Annotated in this window: 21 protein-coding genes and 1 pseudogene; all 22 read right to left on the bottom strand. The window is 34.0% G+C overall.

Going from position 1 to position 22,954, the window contains the following annotated elements; all coding sequences use genetic code 11:
- Position 1 precedes the first annotated feature (1 nt).
- The 22 genes and pseudogenes from OO775_RS01835 to OO775_RS01730 all read right to left on the bottom strand — a co-directional run bounded on the left by OO775_RS01835 (position 2) and on the right by OO775_RS01730 (position 22,951).
- Positions 2–2,494, bottom strand: a complete 2,493-nt coding sequence (locus OO775_RS01835; protein WP_264845306.1) for a M1 family metallopeptidase — start codon at positions 2,492–2,494, stop codon at positions 2–4.
- 36 nt (positions 2,495–2,530) lie between these two features.
- Positions 2,531–2,953, bottom strand: a complete 423-nt coding sequence (locus OO775_RS01830; RefSeq protein ID WP_264845305.1) for a hypothetical protein — start codon at positions 2,951–2,953, stop codon at positions 2,531–2,533.
- Between the two features lie 818 nt (positions 2,954–3,771).
- Positions 3,772–4,943, bottom strand: a pseudogene (locus tag OO775_RS01825) (DUF2062 domain-containing protein).
- Positions 4,944–4,955: 12 nt separating this feature from the next.
- Positions 4,956–5,438 carry a hypothetical protein gene (locus OO775_RS01820; protein ID WP_264845304.1) on the bottom strand — a complete coding sequence of 161 codons (483 nt, stop codon included), beginning with the start codon at positions 5,436–5,438 and terminating at the stop codon, positions 4,956–4,958.
- The gene (locus tag OO775_RS01815; RefSeq protein ID WP_264845303.1) at positions 5,429–5,803 is read right to left on the bottom strand and encodes an ApeI family dehydratase; all 375 of its coding nucleotides are present in this window, start codon (positions 5,801–5,803) and stop codon (positions 5,429–5,431) included. The genes OO775_RS01820 and OO775_RS01815 overlap by 10 nt, the downstream gene beginning before the upstream one ends.
- Before the next feature lie 12 nt (positions 5,804–5,815).
- Positions 5,816–6,439, bottom strand: a complete 624-nt coding sequence (locus tag OO775_RS01810; RefSeq protein ID WP_264845302.1) for an outer membrane beta-barrel protein — start codon at positions 6,437–6,439, stop codon at positions 5,816–5,818.
- A 1-nt stretch (position 6,440) separates the two neighbouring features.
- Positions 6,441–7,055 (bottom strand): flexirubin biosynthesis protein LolB2, encoded by a 615-nt coding sequence (lolB2, locus tag OO775_RS01805; protein WP_264845301.1) that lies wholly within the window; start codon positions 7,053–7,055, stop codon positions 6,441–6,443.
- A gap of 4 nt (positions 7,056–7,059) precedes the next feature.
- Entirely contained in the window at positions 7,060–7,653 is a 594-nt protein-coding gene (gene lolA2 / locus OO775_RS01800) for a flexirubin biosynthesis/transport protein LolA2 (protein ID WP_264845300.1), read from the bottom strand.
- The gene (locus OO775_RS01795) at positions 7,650–8,393 is read right to left on the bottom strand and encodes a polysaccharide deacetylase family protein (protein ID WP_264845299.1); all 744 of its coding nucleotides are present in this window, start codon (positions 8,391–8,393) and stop codon (positions 7,650–7,652) included. The genes lolA2 and OO775_RS01795 overlap by 4 nt, the downstream gene beginning before the upstream one ends.
- Positions 8,386–9,444, bottom strand: coding sequence for a beta-ketoacyl synthase chain length factor (locus OO775_RS01790; protein ID WP_309297232.1), 1,059 nt, complete (start codon positions 9,442–9,444; stop codon positions 8,386–8,388). The genes OO775_RS01795 and OO775_RS01790 overlap by 8 nt, the downstream gene beginning before the upstream one ends.
- A complete protein-coding gene (locus tag OO775_RS01785; protein ID WP_264845298.1) occupies positions 9,441–10,640 on the bottom strand; it encodes a beta-ketoacyl-[acyl-carrier-protein] synthase family protein in 1,200 nt (399 codons plus the stop codon). Before OO775_RS01785 ends, OO775_RS01790 begins: the two co-directional genes overlap by 4 nt.
- 7 nt (positions 10,641–10,647) lie before the next feature.
- A complete protein-coding gene (locus OO775_RS01780) occupies positions 10,648–10,908 on the bottom strand; it encodes a phosphopantetheine-binding protein (RefSeq protein WP_264845297.1) in 261 nt (86 codons plus the stop codon).
- Positions 10,909–10,916: 8 nt separating this feature from the next.
- On the bottom strand, positions 10,917–11,531 hold the full coding sequence (locus OO775_RS01775) for a 3-oxoacyl-ACP synthase (protein WP_309297231.1): 615 nt from the start codon (positions 11,529–11,531) through the stop codon (positions 10,917–10,919).
- Positions 11,532–11,627: 96 nt separating this feature from the next.
- On the bottom strand, positions 11,628–12,359 hold the full coding sequence (lipB, locus tag OO775_RS01770) for a lipoyl(octanoyl) transferase LipB (protein ID WP_264845296.1): 732 nt from the start codon (positions 12,357–12,359) through the stop codon (positions 11,628–11,630).
- 6 nt (positions 12,360–12,365) lie between these two features.
- Positions 12,366–12,566 carry a hypothetical protein gene (locus OO775_RS01765; protein WP_264845295.1) on the bottom strand — a complete coding sequence of 67 codons (201 nt, stop codon included), beginning with the start codon at positions 12,564–12,566 and terminating at the stop codon, positions 12,366–12,368.
- A 4-nt stretch (positions 12,567–12,570) separates the two neighbouring features.
- Positions 12,571–12,933 carry a hypothetical protein gene (locus tag OO775_RS01760; protein WP_264845294.1) on the bottom strand — a complete coding sequence of 121 codons (363 nt, stop codon included), beginning with the start codon at positions 12,931–12,933 and terminating at the stop codon, positions 12,571–12,573.
- A 113-nt stretch (positions 12,934–13,046) separates the two neighbouring features.
- On the bottom strand, positions 13,047–13,394 hold the full coding sequence (locus tag OO775_RS01755; RefSeq protein ID WP_264845293.1) for a DUF4870 domain-containing protein: 348 nt from the start codon (positions 13,392–13,394) through the stop codon (positions 13,047–13,049).
- Positions 13,395–13,540: 146 nt separating this feature from the next.
- Entirely contained in the window at positions 13,541–15,853 is a 2,313-nt protein-coding gene (locus tag OO775_RS01750; RefSeq protein WP_264845292.1) for a penicillin-binding protein 1A, read from the bottom strand.
- A gap of 99 nt (positions 15,854–15,952) precedes the next feature.
- Positions 15,953–17,173, bottom strand: a complete 1,221-nt coding sequence (locus tag OO775_RS01745) for an aminotransferase class V-fold PLP-dependent enzyme (RefSeq protein WP_264845291.1) — start codon at positions 17,171–17,173, stop codon at positions 15,953–15,955.
- Between the two features lie 133 nt (positions 17,174–17,306).
- Positions 17,307–20,057, bottom strand: coding sequence for a M60 family metallopeptidase (locus OO775_RS01740; RefSeq protein WP_264845290.1), 2,751 nt, complete (start codon positions 20,055–20,057; stop codon positions 17,307–17,309).
- Positions 20,058–20,119: 62 nt separating this feature from the next.
- Positions 20,120–21,046 carry a discoidin domain-containing protein gene (locus OO775_RS01735; protein ID WP_264845289.1) on the bottom strand — a complete coding sequence of 309 codons (927 nt, stop codon included), beginning with the start codon at positions 21,044–21,046 and terminating at the stop codon, positions 20,120–20,122.
- A gap of 18 nt (positions 21,047–21,064) precedes the next feature.
- Positions 21,065–22,951 carry a RagB/SusD family nutrient uptake outer membrane protein gene (locus OO775_RS01730; protein ID WP_264845288.1) on the bottom strand — a complete coding sequence of 629 codons (1,887 nt, stop codon included), beginning with the start codon at positions 22,949–22,951 and terminating at the stop codon, positions 21,065–21,067.
- Positions 22,952–22,954 lie beyond the last annotated feature (3 nt).

The following is a 22,954-nucleotide window of genomic DNA, read 5'->3' as shown; positions in this document are numbered from 1 at the left end:
ATTATTTGAATTGATTTTGTAATCTTTCAAGTATTTCTATTTGTTGTTTAATAGTTGTTGTTCTTTCACTTTTATTCAATAACTCTTTTTTAATATCTATGGCTTCTTCTATTACCTTATTTATTGCATTTTTTGCTACTGGGTATTGTGCTATTTGCGAATAGATTTGTTTTAATAATATAGATGATTTTCTAATACTACTTATATCATCTTGGTTCATTGACCATTTGAATCCTTCTTTAAAATATTTAGCTTTATTATAATCACTTTGCTCTACAAAAGGATACAATATAAAACTATATGAAATTGTTTGCAAGTGATGACTTATCTTATTATCAATCAATAAGGGTAATAACTCCATTAGGTCTTCTTCTTTCAGTTCATTGGCTTTTGTATCTTGAAGAAGTTGCACACATTTTTCAGGGTCTATTTTTGATAACGAAAGAATAGAAGCACTTTTTATAGCTGCCGAATTTGTCTTTACTCCTTGTTCATAGATAGGTATGTATTTTTTATTAGCAGATAAAGCAAGTAATTTAATTGCATTAGCTCGTGCTAAGTTTTCAGGGTCTGATTTTGCAATTTTTTCTATTTCTACAAGCTCTTTTATCGTAAGTTTTTCACTTTCAAGTGCTGATAAGGCTTTTATTCTTAATCTGAAAAAAACATCACTTGTTGCTTGAAAGATAGTTTGTTTATCTAAGTTTTGTATGGCATATTCTAAGGCTTCATTACGGCTTTTATAATCTTTCGCATGGCGATACTGAAACTGATATTGTTCTTTGGTTTTATTTGTTTCTTCTTGTGAAAGGAGAATTACTCCACGTGGATTTATATCGACCAATTGTGGTGCTTTATCGGCATCAAAAGTAAAGATATTTTCTTTTTTTGCATCAACCCAAACACTATGACGAACCTTTTTACCATTTTGATAAATATCTACTTCGAGCGGAAACTGAAACAAAGGCGCTTCTTCTTGTATTTGTGAGAGTTTTAGCTCAATTTTTTTAGCCTGTGTATCATATTTTTCACTAATTTTTATAACAGGATTTCCATTTGAGAAATACCATTGATTAAAAAACCAATTTAAGTCTTTCCCGCTAACTTTTTCAAGAGCCAATCGAAACTGATGAGCCTCGCCAGTACTATATTCATTTTCTTTCAGGTAGATAGCAATCCCTTGAAAGAAGGCATCATCACCCAAATAATCGCGTAACATATGCAGAATAGCACCTCCTTTATTATAAGAGACCTTATCAAACATATCTTCTTTATCTTCGTATGCAAAGCGAACCAAGTTTTTAGAAAAATCATCAGGTTCTCTATGATAATACATATTATTTTCAAGCAAATGATAATCTGCAACGTCTTTCCCATACTTATATTCGAGCCAAAGATACTCAGCATAGTTTGCAAAAGACTCATTCATTGTCAAGTTTGCCCAACTTTCAGTTGTTACAAGGTCTCCAAACCAATGATGAGCAAGTTCGTGAGCAATGGTATTCTCTGCACGATTTTCATCAGCAAGTTCTGTTTCTGTTTGATTAAAATACTCAGAAAAACTAACTGCTGTTGTATTTTCCATAGCGCCTGAAACAAAATCTCGAACAATTACTTGTGCATACTTCTGCCAAGGAAAATCATATCCATACTTTTTAGAGAAAAATTCAATCATTTCAGAGGTATTTCCAAAGATTTTTTTACCCAAATGCCCCTTATCTTTTTCCATATAGTAATCAACAGCTACTTTTCCTCGCCAAGCAGTATCTTTTACAACCTGAAATTCGCCCACTGCCATAAAAAACAAATAAGGCGCATGCTTTTTATCCATTACCCAATAGTCTGTACGTAGCCCATTAGCTTCTTTGACTGATGAAGTAAGAATTCCATTACTCAGCGTTACATATTTGTCAGGTACGGTAATATAAATCTCTTGGGTTGTCTTCTGATTAGGTCTATCAATAGTCGGAAACCATACCGAAGAAGACTCAGTTTCACCTTGTGTCCATATTTGCGTAGGTTTTTCGTAGTCTTCACCGGTAGGATTGATAAAATATAGCCCTTTTGTGTCTGTTATAGCTACTGTTCCTTTGTTATCAATAAGCTCTGGCTGAGCTGTATATTTAATATACAAAGTATAGTCTTCATTTTTATTATATTTTTTATCTAAGAAAATGTTTATAAAATCATTTTCATAGATATATTTAACAGATTGTGTCTTTTTACCTTTTACCAATTCTACTTTATGTATCTGCATTGATTTTGCATTGAGCCTTACACTATCATTTGCATAAAAATAAGGCGATGCTGTAACCCAAGCTTCTCCATCAAGTGTTTTTTTATCAAAATCAAAACAAACTTTAAGCTTTGTATGTTTTAGTTCTGTATATTTAGAAGGCGTAGCTCTATATACTTCACTACCCGATGTTTCTGTTTGACCATACAAAGAGATTGTAGCTATTGTAGCAACAATAGCTATCAAATATTTTTTCATATCTATATAATTTAATACGTATAACAAGAGGATTGTCTATTCTTTATCAGCATTTCTTCCCTTAGAAGAAGATTTTTCTTTCTTATTAAGTGTTATTTTCTGAATTATTTTATACAATATATATTCTTCTTTTTTAGGATTTCCTCTAAATGCAAACTTACCTGAGCGTGAGGCTTTTATAATATACTCAAAATGTTTTTTGTAATACGAATTTGTATCAGCAACGGTAAGTTTTCGCTCACTTTTTAGTAGATTTTGAGCAATGCTTTGCTTTTCGATAGCATCTACATCTGAATACAATTCAAGCAAAAAGTTTTCAGGCATCTGCATCTTATCTTTATTAGATATCAGATATTGTTTTACATCGCGCAATGACTTTACACCACCTTCTATATTCTTTCTTCTAAAAGATTGCCCTGCATTTCCTGTAAGTTTAGAGTTTAACCCACCACGCTCCATATATTCTTTAAGTAGCGCTACTTTATCTTTTAGCTTATTCGAATTTTCATAGAGTTCTTTGGTCGATTTTTTAAGTTTTTCACGAACATCTATATCCGAAATAGAATCTTTAACAGCCTGATTTGCCTCTTTAAATTTTTCTATAAAAGTTTCATCAATATCCGGAAATATTTTTTGATTGTATCAATATCTCTTGCTAGTGCAGAGATTAACAACTCACCTACTACTGGGTGGTCTTCTTTACTTAGATTTGTTTTTGACATTTTTATTGAATTTTATTTGTTTTATACTTGTTTTTTATTTATCTAATATTGTTTTCAATATTTTTTTTATTCAAATTATTTTTTTTAGTATCAATTTCATAGAGATTTATATATATATCAAAACCATTTTTATCATTTTCACTACAAGAAATATACTTTTTACTATAATTTATTTACTTATCACTACAATTTATCTAATTTATACAACAAGATACTACATTTTCACACTAACAAATAACAATTTTAAAATACTTTTAGTTCTTATTAGTATACTTTTTATCATACTTATTACTATTTTTAATATATTCACTTACAAAAAATAGATATGATTATATATTCCTATTTTATTTAGGATAATTTTATGGCGCTAAGATACTATTTATTTTTATACAAAACAAATTTTTTTATTATTTTTTTTATTATTTTTCAATTCATACTATTTTTTATCCTATTTTTACAACCAATGTAGGTTATTAAAAAAAATCCGATGCTTTCACATCGGATTCCAACTAATAAACAAATTGCTTATGGCAATAAACAATTTAACTTTAATAATTATTTTATTTTTTGTATTATCTTTCTTTTTAGTACAATATAGGTAATACTTGCAAGTAAGGTGGCACTACTTATAGCAAGTAAAAAACTTCCTACCAAGTATTGTAACAGATGGTTTTTTACATATTCCATCGTAATTTCAGTAGTTTTCGGTATAGTGTCTCCCTTTATAAATACCGAGCCTATTTGTAGCGAACCAAATATAATAATAGGTATCATCGGGGGAATACTAATATTAGAACACGCAAAAGCAATCGATTTGTTGAGCTTACATAGCACAGCTACCGAAAGCGTTATCAAGGTTTGAAAGCCCCAAAACGGAGCTATTCCACAGAAGATACCCAAGGCTACCGATAGTGATTTTACCTCTGCCGAAGAATGACTCTCCAATATATCTTCTTTTATGAACTTCCAAAGACTTTTTTTTTTAAATTTCGTAAGAAATCACGTGGCTTTATATACAGAATTGCTATCAAAACCAAGAACGTATTGAGTATACTAATCCGTGCAAAATCCCAAAAAGGACGAAAATGAGACACGCGTTCCTGTTTATCGTACAACACACCGATAGGTACATTTTTTATCAGAATTCCACTCCAACTGGCTCGAACAATCACTTCTATTTCAAACTCAAATCGATTCGTTACATAGTTTTTTGCCAATTTTTCGAGCGGATACAACCGATACCCCGATTGTGTATCGCTAAGTGCAACACCCGTCTCAAACCAAAACCAAAAATTAGAAAACCGATGACCAAAACTATTCTTCTTCGGTACATCTTTTTGATTCATATCACGACTGCCTATAAGCAATACAGGCTCTTCACTCTTTTCCATCTCGTATGCAAACACAGCTATATCTTGGGCAAAGTGCTGTCCGTCCGAATCAATAGTCAGCGCATAGTTATACCCCATTGAGCGTGCTTTGTCAAACCCCACCCGAAGCGCTTTGCCTTTCCCCTTATTCGTATCAAAGGTAAGTACTTCGATATCTGTATATTTTGACAAAATAGCCGCCGTCTCGTCCGTACTTCCATCATTAACTACAATGATTTCAGTCGTATAATTACGAATTTCATTCAGCACACGTACCAATGTTTTCGCATTGTTATACGTAGGAATAAGTACGCAAACCTTTCGACGGGTCAGTATCTCATTGACAGATGATTGCATATTGTTTTTAACTTACAAAAGTTGATTTTTCTCCTCTTCGGTAAAAATTTTAGAGCTTTTTATATAGTTTTTTATATAATTTTGAAGCTCATAAGGCTCTTTTTTTAAGTTTTCAAGCAAAAATTGCTTATCTTCTTCTATATTTTGCCGATAAGGAACTATTTTTGGCAAGTTTTCTTGCACACTCAGGCGAATAAAACGAATTTCCACACTATTTTCGTTAGACTTTACTGCATTTTCAATATACTTTTTCCCTTCTTTAAGTAAGGTAGCTCGGTTTTTTTCATAGCGTGCATGCATCATACGCGCCGCTCCTGCATACCCAGCCAGCAACGAGCCATTATCAGGTACTTCGTGTAGCAAATTGTAAAACTTTTGAGCATTTTCCTTGCTTTTCGATGCAGTTTTATAGTCTTCTCTAACTTTTTCTACCGAAATAGGCGAATTATTGACCCATATACAAAGTAATAACCCGATGACAGCTTTTACAAACATACTTTTTGGTATATATTGGTTAATTTCAAAGCGATTGTATCGGCAAATGAAGTTACATTCTTCACTATCCACGTGTTTTCATCGCTTTGACTTATATCTATACTTAAATCTAAAAGCGGTGTTACCTCCGGATTGATTAGTGCAACGAATTTTACATTGTACGTCTTACTCATAAAGAGCTTCTCACCGAGTATCTCCTCGGTTATATCTTTTATTATCTGCATCATACAAACCCCAGGTGTGATAGGATTGCCCGGAAAGTGCCCTTCAAAGATTTGATGCTCTTTGTTAAGAAGTATTTGACAATGATACTTGCCCGTATCTTGCTTTTCTAATTTTTGTATCGTATAAAAATCTTTTAACATTGGCTTTTTACCTTAAAAAGTAAAGTATGCACCCAGCTGAAAAACAACATTCTGGTGTGTTTCATAGTTATACGAAGAACCGCTTTTGTTGGTAGTCTCAAACACAGAAACAATACCGCGCTTAAATCGTGCTTCAATACCTATTTGATCCGTTATATTATACCCCAGACCCAGTACAATAGCCGTATCAACGTCATAACTTTCATTTTGAGTAAAATTTCTATCCACTACAACATCTAACGTAGGACCTATATGAATATTAAATCCTCTCGAATGAAATTTGTTAATCAACGAGACTGACAAATAAGAAACCCGTAGGTTATCAGTCTTTCGCTCATTCGTATTAACATCCGTATAGGTTATTTTCGAACCTTGTCGGGTGTAGTTAATCTCTGGTTGAAGGATATAATAACGCCCCAAACTCAATGCACCGAAACCGCCAACGTACATATCAGTACGCAAGTCAAATTTTGTACCTTTTTCGGCAGCAAAACCATTTGTATTGTCAAATGTACGCATATTATCTCCCGAGAAACGAGCCAAATTGACTCCCGCACGTATTCCAGGACGGAAACTCACTTGGCTTACTGCCGATATACTAAGCAATAAGAATCCGAGCATAATGATTTTTTTCATTTTATAATTGATTTAATGTTATTTTCAAAGGAATTGTATGGTGTTCAATAGCAATTCGTGATGCTTTATCCCCATTTTCGCTTTCAAAAGCAAATGTAGTATATTTTTTTGATTTTGAAACGTATATTTGTTTAAAAAAATGCAATTCTTCATTGCCAAACCAATAATAGGTAGCCTTTTTTTGAACCGAAATCCATACATTCGTAGCCTTATCACTGCGTTTTTCTGTTATTTCATACCGATTTTCAAGCAGATTACCAAAATCCAAAGCAAGTACCCGCCGCAGTGCCTTTCTATCCAAATCTTTTTGTATATAATTCATTTTTAGTTGTTTTTCTACCATAGAAAAATCAAGGATTGTATTGCCAAAATCGGTCGTAACCACAACCCGATGTCCCTTTTCATTTATTTTTTTGATAACAAGAAGTCCCGTTAGGCTGTGTTTCTCAAAAAACTCAAAGTTTGCTCTATACAAATAAGGGCTTTCGGTATCAGAAAAGTACGGAATATCAAGCACTGGCATCGTGTTTTGTACTTTTTCAAACGATGTATCTAACACAAAAACCGATGAACAACCCCATAGCAACCCGATACAACTACTCAATATGTATTTCATTGCCTTATTGGTTTATTTTCGTATTCTTAAAGAGGATTTCTGTATAATCAGAAGAAGATTCAATAAGTTTTACCTTCTCAACAAGATACTTTTCGGAGAAAGTAAGCTGTATTTCAGTAATATAACGTTGCAAAATCTTTTCTTTAGTACGTAGCTTAACCATTGCTTTTTTTGCTGAAAACCAATACGTTATATCAAACTCCTTTTCATCAAACACATTGCCATTAACACTTGATACGATAAGGTTGTTAATCTTCTTGAAAACCTTATCATCAGCTTTGACTTGCGATACTTTTCCGTTGTCAGTAATTGTTATTTTATCTTGGGCAAAAACAATGCGATATTGGTAAGGTTTCGTATATTCCCAACTGAGTTTATTGGGTTTTTGGTAGTGCATTTTGCCATAGGTTTTAATAGCATTGGCAAGAAAATCCAGATGCTTACGTTGTTCAAACTCCGATTGCATATTTTGAATGGTTGCCGTTTTAGAAATTACTTTATCCCGAAAATCTGATGCTTCTTTACTACTCATTGGCTCTTGTGCAAAAGCATACAAAGCGTTGAAATACAGCCAACATACAATTGCTATTCTTTTCATAATGATGTTGTTAAATCAGTGGTTGTTTTATAATTTTTGTCGGTCAAGTACTGCAATAATCGTTCCAAAACCCGAAGTGTTCGATAGCTTGTATCGTGCATCAGGATAATATTCCCCGTTGTTATACGCGATGTTATACGCTTAAAAAGCCTGTTTTCATCGGTAATTATTGTGTCTAACGAACGGATATTCCACCCTACTACTTTTTTGCCAGTTTTCTTAACCGCTTGAGCTATATGCGGATTTGTAATACCATATGGCGGCCGAAAAAATTCTGTCTTTATACCCATTTGAGCCAAAATAGTATCCGTTTGCTCAATCTCTCGTATCATTCTGCCAGTAGAAGCAAAACAAACAGCTGGTGTATGCGAATATGTATGGTTTCCTATCCAATGTCCTTCCTGTACAATACGCTGAACAATCTCTGGATATTTTTCTATTTGCTTTCCAATACAAAAAAAGAGCGCTTTAACATTATATTTCTTCAAAACATCTAAAAATAAAGGTGTTAACTCAGTTGCTCCATCATCAAACGAGAGTAATACTTCTTTTTCTGACGGATTTTTCAGCTTATAAATCGTTTTTATGAAATATCCTTGACGTATATCAAAAATTCCCCAATTAAGCACACCCAAATACGCAAAAATAACTAGCAGATACACCCACGTATGCTGGTTTGTAAAAGCACAAATAACAATTGCTCCACATAACAATATGATAACTGACCAATGTTTAGGCATAACTAAGCAATGTTAAACTATGGTCTTTCCCCTGAAATTGATTGTACAAGAGAATATGTTTATATGGCATATCAACACATAGTTCTTGTCGAAAAATTGTAGGTATGCACTGATTTTTAAGTATATGACACGCCACCCATATACCAAATGCTGAAGCGGTATAATATTCTCCACTATATTGTTTGTATGTAATTATCTTTTCAGGAAACATATTTTCGTAACAATCATAATAAATAGCGTCTTGACAATCTCCATTTCTACCAGAAACTCCAATATCAATATCCGAAATAGAAAGATTATTACGTTGGAGAAATTGCTTAACGAAATTCTCTATCTCATTACTTTTCAATCGATTCTGAAAAGTTATATCGGTAAGGCAAGCATATGTTTTTGCCGATTTTTCACCCGAAATAATAAAAAATGTAGCTCCTTCTGAGAAAACAACTCCTTTCGTATCGGAATAAATACTATAAGGTGATTCTTTTTTATCTTTAATAATCCCTACAAGCTCATACCAAAGGTACATATAATCGCCTATTTCATCAACAGCCCCTACCAGGATGTTCTGTTGCAAATCTTGTTCTATTTGCATTTTAGCTTCTAACAGAGCAGATTCAAACGAAACTGCTCCATTAACATATGTAAAATTCATTCCCTTGCATTGCATATTCAAAGCTATTTGTCCTGCAAGAGTATTATGTGTCGATTGAATAAATGAAGTAGGTGTCAAATGCTGTTCAGCATTGTCTATAATAGAAGCAAGGAATTTTTCAGAATCTTTAATACACCCCATTCCTGTCCCTACAAGTATAGCCGACGGATTTACTTCTTGTGCATCGTGCAAAGCCTTATATGCAACAGCAGTACCCATTTTTACTCCTTTTGCCATACGCCGAATGACTGATGGAGAAATATATTCTTTGTACGAAGGTTCAACGGCATAGCGTATGTTATCAATAGTATTTTCAACAACTTGTGAAGGAAAATCATCTGAAAAAGTAGGTTGCATTGAAATACAACTCAACCCGTTTATATAACTTTTTTTCATCATTTTTTTGAGAAAATAAGTGTTGAACAATTCCCTCCAAATCCGAATGAATTGGAAAGCACATGATTGATTTCCGTATAAAGTACTTGCCTTTGTGGACAAATAGAAACTTCTTGCATTGGAGTTGTATAATTCAAATTGGGAAAAATAACCTGATTTTGCAAAGCCAATACACTAAATACTGCCTCTACGGCAGCCGCTGCGGCTAATGTATGCCCAGTAAAAGGTTTAGTTGAACTAAAACAAGGTACTTTTTCTTCTGTAAAAATACGTATAAGAGCCTTACTTTCTGACAAATCATTGTTAAGAGTCGCCGTTCCATGAGCATTTACATAATCAATTTTTGATGGCGTAAGTTTAGCACAAGTGAGCGCTTTTTGCATTGCCAAAAAAGCTCCTTCTCCTTCTTGTGAGGAAGCCGTTTGATGATAAGCATCATTGGCATTGCCCCAGCCTGAAAGATATGCTAAGATATTTCTTCCGCTGGCAATTGCTTCGGATTCTGCTTCCAAAACTAAAAAAGCTGCCGCCTCACCCAAGTTTAGTCCCGTACGATTTTGGTCAAATGGAGTACATTCACTTTTTGAAAGAATCATCAAGGTATTAAAACCATTGATGGTAAATTTGGAAAGAGAGTCTACCCCACCAGCCACCACGCGTTTCAGTCGTTTTGTCCGAATCAGATTGGCAGCTGTAATTATAGCATTGGCAGAAGAAGAGCAAGCCGTACTTACGCTGGTAACAAGTCCTTTTATGTTAAAATAATCAGCTATCTGGTGTGTAACATCGCCAATGTTGTGAGTTTTAATATAAGTACGAATTTCTGGATTTGTCTGATATTGATAAAAATACCGCTCAGTCATATCCATTCCTCCTACACTTGAAGCAGAAATAAAACCTAAATCTAGTTCATTACTAGGAATTATTTGAGCTTGTGATAGCGCTTGTTTTAGAGCTAATATTCCCAAAAGGGAAGTTCGAGAATAATTAGCATTGTGAGGTAGCCCAAGTTGTTCCAAAAGCGATTGATTCGTATGCTTTATCTCCCCTACTTTGATAGCATTTCTGTGTACTGTATCTATGTTTTCGATTGACGAAATACCACTTTTAGGTTCAATAAGAGTAAGAAAATTTGCCTCGACAGACATTCCTATCGAAGAGACTATTCCCATTCCTGTAATGGCAATTCGTTCTGACATAGATAACTTATTTGGTACGATGTTGAGAAATATAATCTGCCATAGTACGTACAGACTCAAAAATAGCACGCCCTTGCTTAGGGTCTGATAAACGAATGCCATAATTTTTGTCCAAAAGTACAATAAGTTCAAGAGCATCAATAGAATCTAATCCTAAGCCATCATCTCCAAAAAGAGGTGCTTCTGTTTGAATATCTTCTACTGACAAATCTTCCAAATTGAGAACTTCAATGATCTTTTTTTTAAGTTCTAAAATCAATTCTTCCATAATTATATTTATTTTGTAAATAATTGTTTAACCATTAGTGAATTATGTTCATATAACCCACTTTTTTGTGATACCAAGTAAGCAAACGCCTCATAATTATCCTGAAAGAATTCGACCCACCCACAAAAAACCTTGTCCGTTTTATTTTCTTTGAACAATATTTGTGCATATTGACTAAAAAAATCAGCAGGAAATTGGTCAAAAACAAAAAAAACATTCTCGGTTTGAAGCTGATGACGAATGCTTATCTCTCCCAGACAAATATTGGGCAAAGTATAAACAAACACTGCCGGACTGGGATAATAATTAACCGAATCGGTTATTGATTGCTGGTGTTTTACATCGGTATCTAGACTTGCCGACTTGTTTGCCAAGACAAGTGCTACATTTTTCTTTTCAACCAAAGGGAACTTCCCTAAAAGCATTTCTGCCGAAAGAAAAGCCAATTTGCTCAGATTATCCATTTTAAAAAATTTTGGATAATTCACCTCGAAATGCTTTAACGCTTCTTTGGAAAAAACCGAAAAAGAAATATCGGGAGCGGAAAAAACTTCAATCCCTGCGTGTTTTATACAGCTTTGAGAAATATGGCAATAGTCCGTAATGTACGTTTTTTGATTCACTTAATCAAACCTATCTTTTGATGGGGCGAAGATACAATTTTTTATACAAAGTGCCAAATTTGTCTTCTGAACCTTTCGTTATGAAAATAGTTTTTGCTAATTGAGCTTTTGCAGGATTTCTTTTTCAGATTTTGGTACAAAAACAGCTTCAAAAAGTTGTGCAAAATGCTCTTGTATATAGTATTTTACTTCTGACAAAGGTATGCTTCTGCCAAGTTCTACCTGCAAGGAAGTTACGGCTTTATCTCGTATTCCACAGGGAACAATATTGTCAAAATATCCTAAATCAGTATTAACATTCAGTGCAAATCCGTGCATTGTAACCCAGCGCGAACTACGAACTCCCATTGCACAAATTTTGCGAGCAAAAGGTGTTCCTACATCAAGCCAGACCCCAGTTTCTCCTTGACTTCGTTCGCCTTTGAGTCCGTAGTGAGCCAATGTACAAATGATAACCTCTTCTAAAAAACGTAAATACTTGTGAATATCCGTAAAAAAATTGTCCAAATCAAGTATTGGATAACCTACCACTTGTCCGTATCCGTGATAAGTAATATCTCCTCCTCGGTTTATTCGATAAAAAGACGCTCCTTTGCTAGCAAGTTCTTTTTCAGAAATTAACAAATTTTCAATATTGCCACTTTTCCCCAGTGTATATACGTGAGGGTGTTCTACGAAAAAGAAATAATTGGGTGTAGCAACCGATGTATTTGCTTTTCGATTATGACTTTTTACATCAATAACCAACTGAAAAACAGCTTCTTGTAAGTCCCATGTCTGTTTATAATCTTTCTGTTCTAAATCGGTTATGAAAATCGTTTTGTTCATATTCAGTTATTTTAAATAATAATTGATTCCTACTTGATAAACAACATTAGACAAATCTCTGTTAAAATGTTTTCCACCTCTGGTGCTTCCATTGATATATCCGTAACCTCCTTTTATACGTCCTTCAAGAGAAACTTGTGGGAAAAGGAAAAGTTCAATTCCCAAAGCACCTCCAATGTCAAATGTTCTCTGATTTGGGATTTTCATATCTTTACTCAAAGCAAAATCGGTAGTAAGACCTCCTTCTATTTATATATTTGAGCCGAAAACTGATGTAGTATGCCAGCGAAACATAGGGAATTGAGTAGGTTGTTTCTCTTATATTTTCGTACTTAGAACCTTGTCCTGAGTAGGTAAGCTCTAACTTGCCCGTTATAACACTATTAGCATTATAAGCGAAAAACATACCCGCATACGGTCTTAAACTTGTCGAAAAATCACCATCGTTACTTCTGCCTCTTACTGTGAAAGTTGCAAAATTGGCTCCTGCTTTTATGCCCCATTCTGCAGTTTTGTCTTGTGCGTACAAACTCGCAAAGCACAAAAAAATAACAGACATTATAACACTTTTCATAAAAAGTAATATTTTTAATTCAGTATGCAAAAATACAATTTTTATCTAGAAGTATCTAATAAAAAAGCCACCCTTTTGAGGTAGCTTCCATGTTTTCTGTTTTTCTTTTCTATTTAGTTTTGATCAATAAAAGAAAATTTATCTTCGAAATATTTTCCAATAAAAAGAAGTGGTTTTTTCTGTTCTTGAATTGAATTGATAATACCTTGTATCCACCAAATAAGAGGTAAGATATAAATCAAATTAACAATAAGGGCTAATTTCGGAGAAATAAAAACAAGAATCATTGCCAATACCGTAACTGCAAAACCTAAGACTATATTCACAATGAATAATCCCAAACTTTGTTTCAGATGATAACGACTCAGATCATCACGTTGTTCCTTTCCTCCAAAATAAGCGATTAACCAACCTACTATACCCAATAAGTAAGAAAGTAATGATTGTACTTTTCCGTTCATAATAAAAATGATTAAATATTAAACTTGGTTGCAAAGTTATAAAAAAAAAAATTATCTTAAAAAATTTTTATTAAAAATAATTTTATTTTTTTTTAAGTAAAAACAGAATAACCTAAAAAACTAATAATCAACTATTTATATGTTTATCAAAAATCAATACCTTGTAACTCAGAATTGTTCTGTGCAGATTCTGTTTGTGCTTCATTACAATCAAATTGAATACTATCTCCTTCGGGTTTTGGGAAATTAGCTTTGGAGACATCTAAATCTTTGTCAGCGTAACATAACTTCATATAGTATCCCCAAATGGGTAATGCCATAGTTGCCCCTTGTCCGTAAGTAATTCCTTTGAAATGTACGGCTCTATCTTCGCCACCAACCCAAACACCAGTAACCAGATTAGGCACCATACCCATAAACCAACCATCGGATTGATTTTGCGTTGTTCCTGTTTTTCCAGCAATAGGATTAGTGAAAGCATACGGATATCCCGTAACAACATTTTTATAAACAGCACTATATGAATCCGCTCCTTTGGTACGTAATCGAACTCCTGAACCCGATTGCGTAACTCCTTCCATCAGATTCACAACAGCGTGAGCCACTTCGGCACTAAGTACATCGTGAGTTTCAGGAGTGTATTCAAAAAGAACTTTTCCATTCTTGTCCTCAATACGGGTTACCATTACGGGTTTTACATAAACACCTTCGTTAACAAATGTGCCATAAGCTCCAACCATTTCAAGCAAAGTAATATCAGCTGAACCCAATGCAATAGAAGGTACTTCGGGAATTTCGGCAGTAATTCCGAGTTTTTTAACAAGTTTAACCACTGGAACTGGACCTACCTTATCCATTAGGTTTGCTGTTATTGAATTAACCGAGTTTGCCAATGCACTTTTGAGAGTCATCATTTTTCCACTATAACCTCCTCCTGCATTCTTAGGACACCAAGCTGTCAGATTGCCGTATTTGTTAGCTTCTATACAGGTCAAAACATCAGGTACTTGATAACAAGGAGCATAATGTAATTGGTCAATAGCCGTTGCATATACAAAAGGTTTAAAAGTAGAACCTACTTGTCGAGCCCCCTGTCCTACTTGATCATATTGAAAATGCTTATAATTGACCCCTCCAACCCACGCTTTGACATGCCCTGTCTGTGGCTCCATTGACATCATTCCGGCACGTAAGAAAAACTTGTAATAACGAATGGAATCCATTGGGGTTAGTATCGTGTCTTTTTCTCCATCCCAAGTGAATATAGTCATTGGTACGGGTTCATCAAATGTTTTTCGAATTTCTTTATCAGAAAGACCTTCTGCTTTGAGTTTGCTCCATCTGAGAGAACCCTTTACAGAACGTTCCATTATTTTTTTAATTTCGTCGGGAGTAACGTCCAAAAACGGAGCTGTTTTATTTTTTTCGGGAGTATTTTCAGCAAAAAAGGCTTTTTGTAGATTTTTCATATGCTCCAAAACAGCTTTTTCGGCATGGGTTTGCATACGAGAATCGATAGTTGTGTATATTTTCAGTCCATCAAGATATAAATTATATTTTTCTCCATCAGGTTTAGGATTTTCATCAATCCATTTTTTCATATACGAACGTAAATATTCTCGAAAATAAGTAGCAATTCCTTCATTATGTGTTTCTGGATTAAAATCAATTTCAAGAGGAAGTTGTTGTAACGAATCTTTCTGCTTGGTTGTAATGTATCTGTTTTTTTCCATTTGCCCCAATACAACATTACGTCTGTTTCGCACACCTTCGGGATTACGACGTGGATTGTAAAGAGATGAATTTTTAAACATTCCTACAAGTGTTGCCGATTCTTCTATTTTCAAATCCTTGGGTTCTTTACCGAAGTAAATACGTGAAGCTGAACGTATTCCATCGGCTTGATTATTAAAATCATATTCGTTGAAATACATCGTAATGATTTCTTTTTTGGTATATTGTCGTTCCAAATCAACAGCAATAACCCATTCTTTTATTTTCTGAAAATATCGCTTAAAACCTCGCGCTCTTTCTCCGTGAAAAAGCTGTTTGGCAAGCTGCTGTGTGATTGTTGAAGCACCTCCTTTGCTACCCAAATAAGCCAACGCACGCATTGTTCCTCGTGCATCAATTCCAGAATGTTCATAAAAACGCTCATCTTCGGTAGCAACCAAGGCATTGACCAAACTCTCAGGAAGTTCATTATAAGTTACAGCAGTCCGATTATCATTGAGATAGAATTTCCCAAGAGTTTTCCCATCAGAAGCCAAAATCTCGGTAGCAAGATTTGTTTCAGGATTTTCTAATTGTTTAAAATCGGGCATTGTACCAAAAGCTCCTACTGAGGCTAAGAAAAATATAAAGAACACACCAACTATACCTGCTAAGATAATTCCCCAAAATATTTTTAATTTTTTATTACGAGAAAATGTTATTTTCTTTAATGATTTCTTTGTCATTGTATTTGGGTTTAAAATGATTTGTTGTTCGGGTGCAAAAATACAATATAATGTTTAATTGTCAAGTTAAATATTTGAAAAGGAATTGTTAGCGCTTAGTTATCCCAACATCTGTTTTGCTTTTTTGATTCCTTCTATGAAGATATCTATTTCTTCAAACGTATTGTACAAAGCAAAACTTGCCCGAACTGTTCCTGGTATATGGTAGAAATCCATAACGGGTTGCGCACAATGATGCCCTGTACGAACAGCAATACCCATTTTATCCAAAATAGCACCTACATCATATGGGTGTATATTATTGATATTAAACGAAATAACACTTGCTTTTTGAGCTAAATCATCTGTTCCGTATATGGTAATATCGCCTACAGAAAGTAATTTCTCAGTAGCATATACGAGCAATTCGTGTTCGTATTGAGCAATCTCTGCCATTCCTAATTCGTTCAAATAATCTATAGCATATCCCAGAGCAATTCCTCCGCATATGTTAGGTGTCCCAGCTTCAAACTTGTAAGGCAATTCAGCATATGTACTTTGCTCAAAACAAACACTTTTTATCATTTCTCCACCGCCTTTGTACGGAGGAAATTTGTCTAACCATTCTTTTTTAGCATAAATAAAACCTATCCCTGTTGGAGCATACATTTTATGTCCTGATGTTACAAAAAAATCAACGTCTAAGGCTTGTACATCAATTGAAAAATGAGCTGATGATTGCGCTCCATCAATTACCGATACTGCACCGTTTTTGTGTGCTTTTTTTATAATTTTTTCTATTTGATGTATATTGCCCAACGCATTGGAAATGTGCTGACAACTAATAATTTTTGTCTTTTCTGAAAGTTGTTTTTCAAAAGTATCCCATACTATCATTCCTTTATCATCAACTGGTATAGGACGAAGTACGGCTCCTGTTTTTTGACAAATCAATTGCCAAGGGACAATATTACTATGATGCTCTGTCGTAAGTACCCATATTTCATCATTTTTTTGTAAGAAGGAAGAAAATCCGGTGGCAATTAGATTGATTCCTTCAGTAGTACCACTTGTGAAAATAATTTGCTTTGACGAAGGTGCATTGATAAATTTTTGTACTTTTTGACGTGCTTTTTCGAACGCATCGGTGGCTTCTTGGCTAAGTGTATGCACTCCCCTGTGGATATTAGCATTGTACAACGTATAGTAATTGACAATACTATCTATCACTATTTGAGGTTTTTGAGAAGTGGCCGCATTATCTAAATAAACCAGTGGTTTTCCATTGATAATACGAGAGAGTATAGGAAAATCTTGCCGAATATCTTGTATATTTTTCATTAAACATTTTTTTTGAAAAACAAAGATACAGCAAAAAAGAAATCCAACAAAAATTATAAGAAAATATCTTTTTTATTTTTGTTGGATTTCTTTGATAATTTGCAGTAAAATATAACTTAAAGTATTTATTTTTTTACAATTGAACTTGCACTTTTGTTCCGTTGTAGGCGATAGCATATATTTTCATTGTAGAAGAATCTACATTTTTATTCAATTGTAAAGTATGCTTATCAGAAACAAAAATAAGTTTGTCATTTTCATACACTTCAAAAGCTACTGCATTTTGCCAGTTTGTCGGAATAGTAATCGTTGTTCCACTGATAGTTGCTTTTCCACCCGAAATAATAGTTTGTTGATTTTTATATACTTGCCAACTACTATCTGTGATATATTCTACACTTTCAGCTGGTGTAGAATAACCTCTTGTTTTTATTTCATTTTTCAGAGCATCTATTTGTCCTTGCGTGATTGTTACTTGCGCTTTTGAATAATCCGTAATTTGTCGATTTATCGGACGTAAAAAGCCCATTTTTTCAAAGAAATCGGTAAGATCAAGTTGAGCTACTTCACAAACTTTTCGTACAAAATCTAATTGTTGTTCACCTGGCGTTTTTTTATCATCTGTTGTGCGTACTTTTTCATACAAATCAGCATAAAAATCGGGGTGCCCTTTCACATTTGCCATATAAAGCTGTAATTGCCAGAAAGGGACTAATCTACCAAATGCATTATCATACGTATCTTCTGCATTTTGGTCTAATCCAAGGAAAGCATTTTGATTTACTATATAAAAATTAAAAGCAGAGGCATATCTATTTTCGGTTTCTAATCGTGACTTATTTCCCCATTGTGTTTGTACCCATAACGAATGGATATTAGTTGTAACTTCGGTAGTTCCGTGCCATTTCATCGTTGGACGAGTTTGGTGTGTGTGTCCTAATTCGTGTGCAGGTCCCCAAGGAGATTTTTTCAATCTTTCTGGATTTAAGATTTCAGAAACGGTTGTAACATTATATGCTGTTCGATTATTTGTAGAGTACATATGTGAGTGATACACAACGTGGAAATAAGCTCTGTTTGTAGTGATTCGATTGTATTTCATAAAACCCATAAATTCTTGTTCTTTTTTAACCAAATCATCATATAAATCAATGAGTTCTTTACCATTATTTCTTGTATGAGTTTTGAAGTTTTCGGTTTCAAAAGTAAGATGAGCCTTCGTTCCTACTACATCGAAATATTTATCAACAGCAGCATTCAGGCGAGTTGTCCATTCCGAAGCATCGTGTTTTTGACTATCAAAATATCCATTTACTTTTCCTGTGGCGAAGTGAATTTTTACTTTTGGAGCAGAAAGATAATTATTTGTATGATACAAAACGTATGCTAATCCTTTATTACGAGCTTTAATTTTATTAACACCCTTTGTTAAAGTATAATAAGACGCTTCCCCATAACCATCACCTCCGGGTTTATCTAAATTTTGAATTTTAAGTCCTAATGTTTGATTTGTTTCTCCTACAAAAACAATGAATTCTTCTCCTTCAGAGACACTAATTCCAGTAGGATTATCTACTAACGAATATGTTGAAATTTTATTGATTTTTGCAAAATCATCGGGGTGTGGGTACGCTTTAAATTCTGCTATTCGGAATTCTTTTGGATATTGATTTTTGAATAAATAATAAGCGATACTCTTGTACAATACATTCGGTATTTGATTGATTTGTTCTTCGGTAATGCCTGCTTTAAGTTGTGAGCAAGTTATATCTGTAAAAATAGCCGATGGGTCATAATTATCAAGATTTTTTTGAAAAAACTCCATTTCAGCACACGAAGCAAAACCTTTTCCATCTCCATATCCTGATTTTACTACAATTTTAACTCCTGTTGGATTGATAATAGGGTTTTTAAAAACTACACGAGAAGCTGTTGATGCCCCTTTAAAATCAAAATCTCCTTCTTTTATGTATGTTGGATTTTCTTTTGTTTTGTACCATATTTCAATTTCTTTAAAAAAACCATTATATCCTTGCTGACGTGGATGATAGATTAAATAATCTATTTGTGGCTGATTATCAAAAAAATACTCTAATGTAATAGGGAAATAATTTGAGTTACGGTTATCCCACTTAGAATGATATATAGTTGTAAAATCTCCATCAAAGGATTTTGAAATATCATCTGTCCCTTCGTGAGAAGTGTCTGTTCCACCTGCTACGGGTACTTTTATATCGTCTTTAATATCTCCTGACGACGTTCCGTCATAACCTACTTCTTTTTTCTGTGAAATAATAACTTTTTTCTCAATCAAACCTCCCTTAAAAACAATTTGTGCTGTTCGCTCCTGATTTGTAATATTACGAGCAATTGTGAAAATAATATCTTTACTTTTATCTTGTTTGATAGTTTCTGATTTTTTAGTTATCCAATTCACGTTTTCAGGAATAATAATCTCATAATCAGTACTTGACATCACATTTATCATAATATCTTCACCATCTTTTCGAATAGTAAAAATATCAGGATTTGCTATGATATTAGCTCCTGTTCCTAATTGTTCTACGGGAATATTTTTGTTAAGAATACCTGCTTTTATAAGAATACCTCCCTTACGCGATGAAGTCTCAGAGTTTGAGGTTACTTTTACCAAAAGTTCATTTTTGATTTGCTCAACCGAAATCCATTGTTTTGCGTCATTAGAAATAGAAAAACTCCACGTTTGATTAGTTTCAACATTCATTTTCTGTGAAGAAAGCTCAGGAGGAAAGTTTAACGCCTCAGGTTTTGTTATCAAAAAAGGTTCTTCTTGTGGTTTATCTTTATCACAGGCAAAAAATAACGCAATAACAATTGTAACTGCTATATTAAATAATTTTTTCATATGTATGATTTATTAAATTGTAATAAATACATAGATATATCTCTATGTATTTAAATTAGGCTTTAATCCTCTGCAGAAGGAGCTTCTGGATTTGTAATATTTATAGGTTCTTTGAATAGATATAATCCACTCATATTAAACCACGAATTACCAGCTGTTCCCACAGGAATAGGATCTGCATTTCTGCGTGCAACAGGTGTTAATCGAAGATAAGTATATTCTTTGTCCATCAAAATAGGTGCTCCTTCAATCTCAGCTGAAGTATTAGCTACTTTATTAGGCAACGAATACGTTTGAACAATCACTTCTGTCCAATTTGTACCATCATTGCTTCCTTCAATTTTCATTTTTTTTACATCTCCACCGCCATCACCACTATGCCGAGTTGTAAATTTAATTCGAACTCCTTGAATAGCTTCTTTTAGTTTTATTTGCAGATGATGTGGGTCTGGCGCAACAGGAGCATTCCATCGAGAGTGAAAGAATGTCTTGGGATCATTATCAACTAATCCAGGAATTCCTGCTCCATCAGCTGTTCCCATATCGCTATTAGCAGTAATCATATCTGCTGTAAGAGTTATTGGAGTTGAATCATTTTCAGGAGTAAAATCGGTTATGATAGCTGCTGCTCCCGAGGTTGCCTTAAAAGTATGTATATTCCCTGCTGTGTTTGTAATACTGAAAGGTTGCAATGTGAATTCATATGCTCCATATTTTTTTCGGGTATTGGGTATTAGCAATTCTGTTGTGTGCGAACTGGCCAGACGAACCATTGTTTTCTTTGTAAGTTTGTCATAATATGTTACTTTTACATAATCAAAATTTACAGGTTCTTCTTTTTCCCACGAAAGGATAATTTGTCCCTCACCTTCTGTTGAAGTAATATTTTTTATATCTGACGGGGCTATTTCATTATCATCTTTTTTACAACCTTGAAAGATTGTTGAAAAAGTTAATAATGATATTGTGATATATGTAATTTTTTTCATTTTAAGTAAAATTTAAGGTTAATAACCAGGATTTTGTACTAATTTTCTATTGTTTTGAACTTCACTATAAGGAATTGGTAACAAATAATGTGTAGGCGAAACGAAATTACGAGTGATATTAAGTTCCGTTTGTTTTGAAAACTCGGACATGGTAGTAGCTCTGATATTTAACCCTTTTGGTTTTTGTCCAAAATATTGTTCAGCTAACAACCATCGACGCATATCCCAAAAGTTGTGTCCTTGTAAATAAAGTTCAATCATACGTTCTTGCCGAACGATTTCTCTCATTTTTTCTTGACTTGATATAGCAGCAATTCCTGTTCTTGACTGAGCCCACGAAGTTTGTAGGGTAGGCAATCCTGCTCTTTCACGTATTTTATTGATATAGATAGCGGCTTCTCCCAAATCATTAGTTTCTACGCAAGCTTCGGCGTAATTTAAGTATAATTCACTCATACCCAACAGAGTCCAAGGATATTTTTCATAAGATACATTAGAATCATCCATTGTTGCATTGGGATGTACACCTTTTTTGCTTAAGAATCCACCAGGCGAGTAATTGTTAGAACGATTTTTTACTCCACAATTATCATCTTTCTTGAAGAATGTAACTAATTTTTTGTTTTCAACACCTCTTTTATATGCTGTTTTATAAGGTTCCCATTGGCTATTTTGTGAAACATTTCCAATAGCTTCATAGTACCCACCATGAAAACTTATCCAAGCATAATAACGAGGCTCTCGTTGTAAATTCATTTTAGAGGTTTCTCCTTCGCCATTTGGGTCTCCCTGTGGGAATTGCACTACATCAAAACGTCCATCAAAATCAAAACTTGGGTCTTCTTTAAGCGGTAGCCCTTTGTCAGTATAAAATCGGTCAAGCATATTAAGTGTAGGACAAATTCCATTGTAACCAGATGTTCCAAAGGGCAATGATTTTCTGTTAAGGCTATACGCAGTTTCCTCACGAGTATCTACCCAAATAGGTTCTTGTGAAGTTTTATCAACTAATCCGAAACGTAAAGTACGTAAAGTAGTATTTGTAGGTTCTGGATTTGTAGGTTGCTGAACATCGGTTGCTTGATATAAACGATACCCTGCGGCTGTAGCTGCATCAATAGCTTCTTTGGCTGTATTTTTAGCTACAACCCATTTATTGGCATCATACATTAAAGGCATTAGTGCTGTTCCATCAGGATTTTTAAAATTCGCATAAAAAGCACTATTTCCATTGAATAAAGGTGAGGCTGCAAACAAATACATACGTGATTTAATAGCAATAGCTGCCGTTTTGGTTGCCAATCCTATTTTTTGTTCTTCTCTTCTTGCGGGAAGATTTGCCGCTGCTTCATCAAACTTTGCTGCAATCCACGAAACACACTCATCATAAGGTGTTCTGCCCAAGAAATCGGATGCAGGAGTAGTTACAGATGGTTCTTCCTTTATCAAAATAATAGGACCATAACAACGTAGCAACAAGTAATGATAATATGCAATGAGAAAATCTGCTTGTGCTGTATAGTCTTTCACAGTTTCAGGATCAATACCAGGTACTTTGCTAATTTCTCTTTTTAAAATATAACACTGGCGAAGACCAATGAAAAACGTATTCCAATATGAAATTATAGGCTCATTTGCTGTAAAATTTCCTTTTGGAAAATTAGCGAAAGTTTCGTGTTCAAAAGCTGTTACAACTTCATCACCTGTAAAGAAGTCAAGAGAAGCCGCTCCTTCTCGTGGATTAGGTAAAAATCCATAACAGGAGTACAGGTATCTCTCTGCTGCTTTCGGATTGGCAAAAGCATCTTCTTCGGTACTTATTTCATCGGGTACTACATCTAAAAAATCGCAAGATGTAACCAATAATAAAAATAGTGAAACAATGATAAATGTATATTTTTTCATAAT

The organism is Capnocytophaga catalasegens (genome assembly GCF_026005215.1).
Taxonomy (GTDB): Bacteria; Bacteroidota; Bacteroidia; order Flavobacteriales; family Flavobacteriaceae; genus Capnocytophaga; species Capnocytophaga catalasegens.
This window is presented reverse-complemented; position numbering and strand designations above follow the sequence as displayed.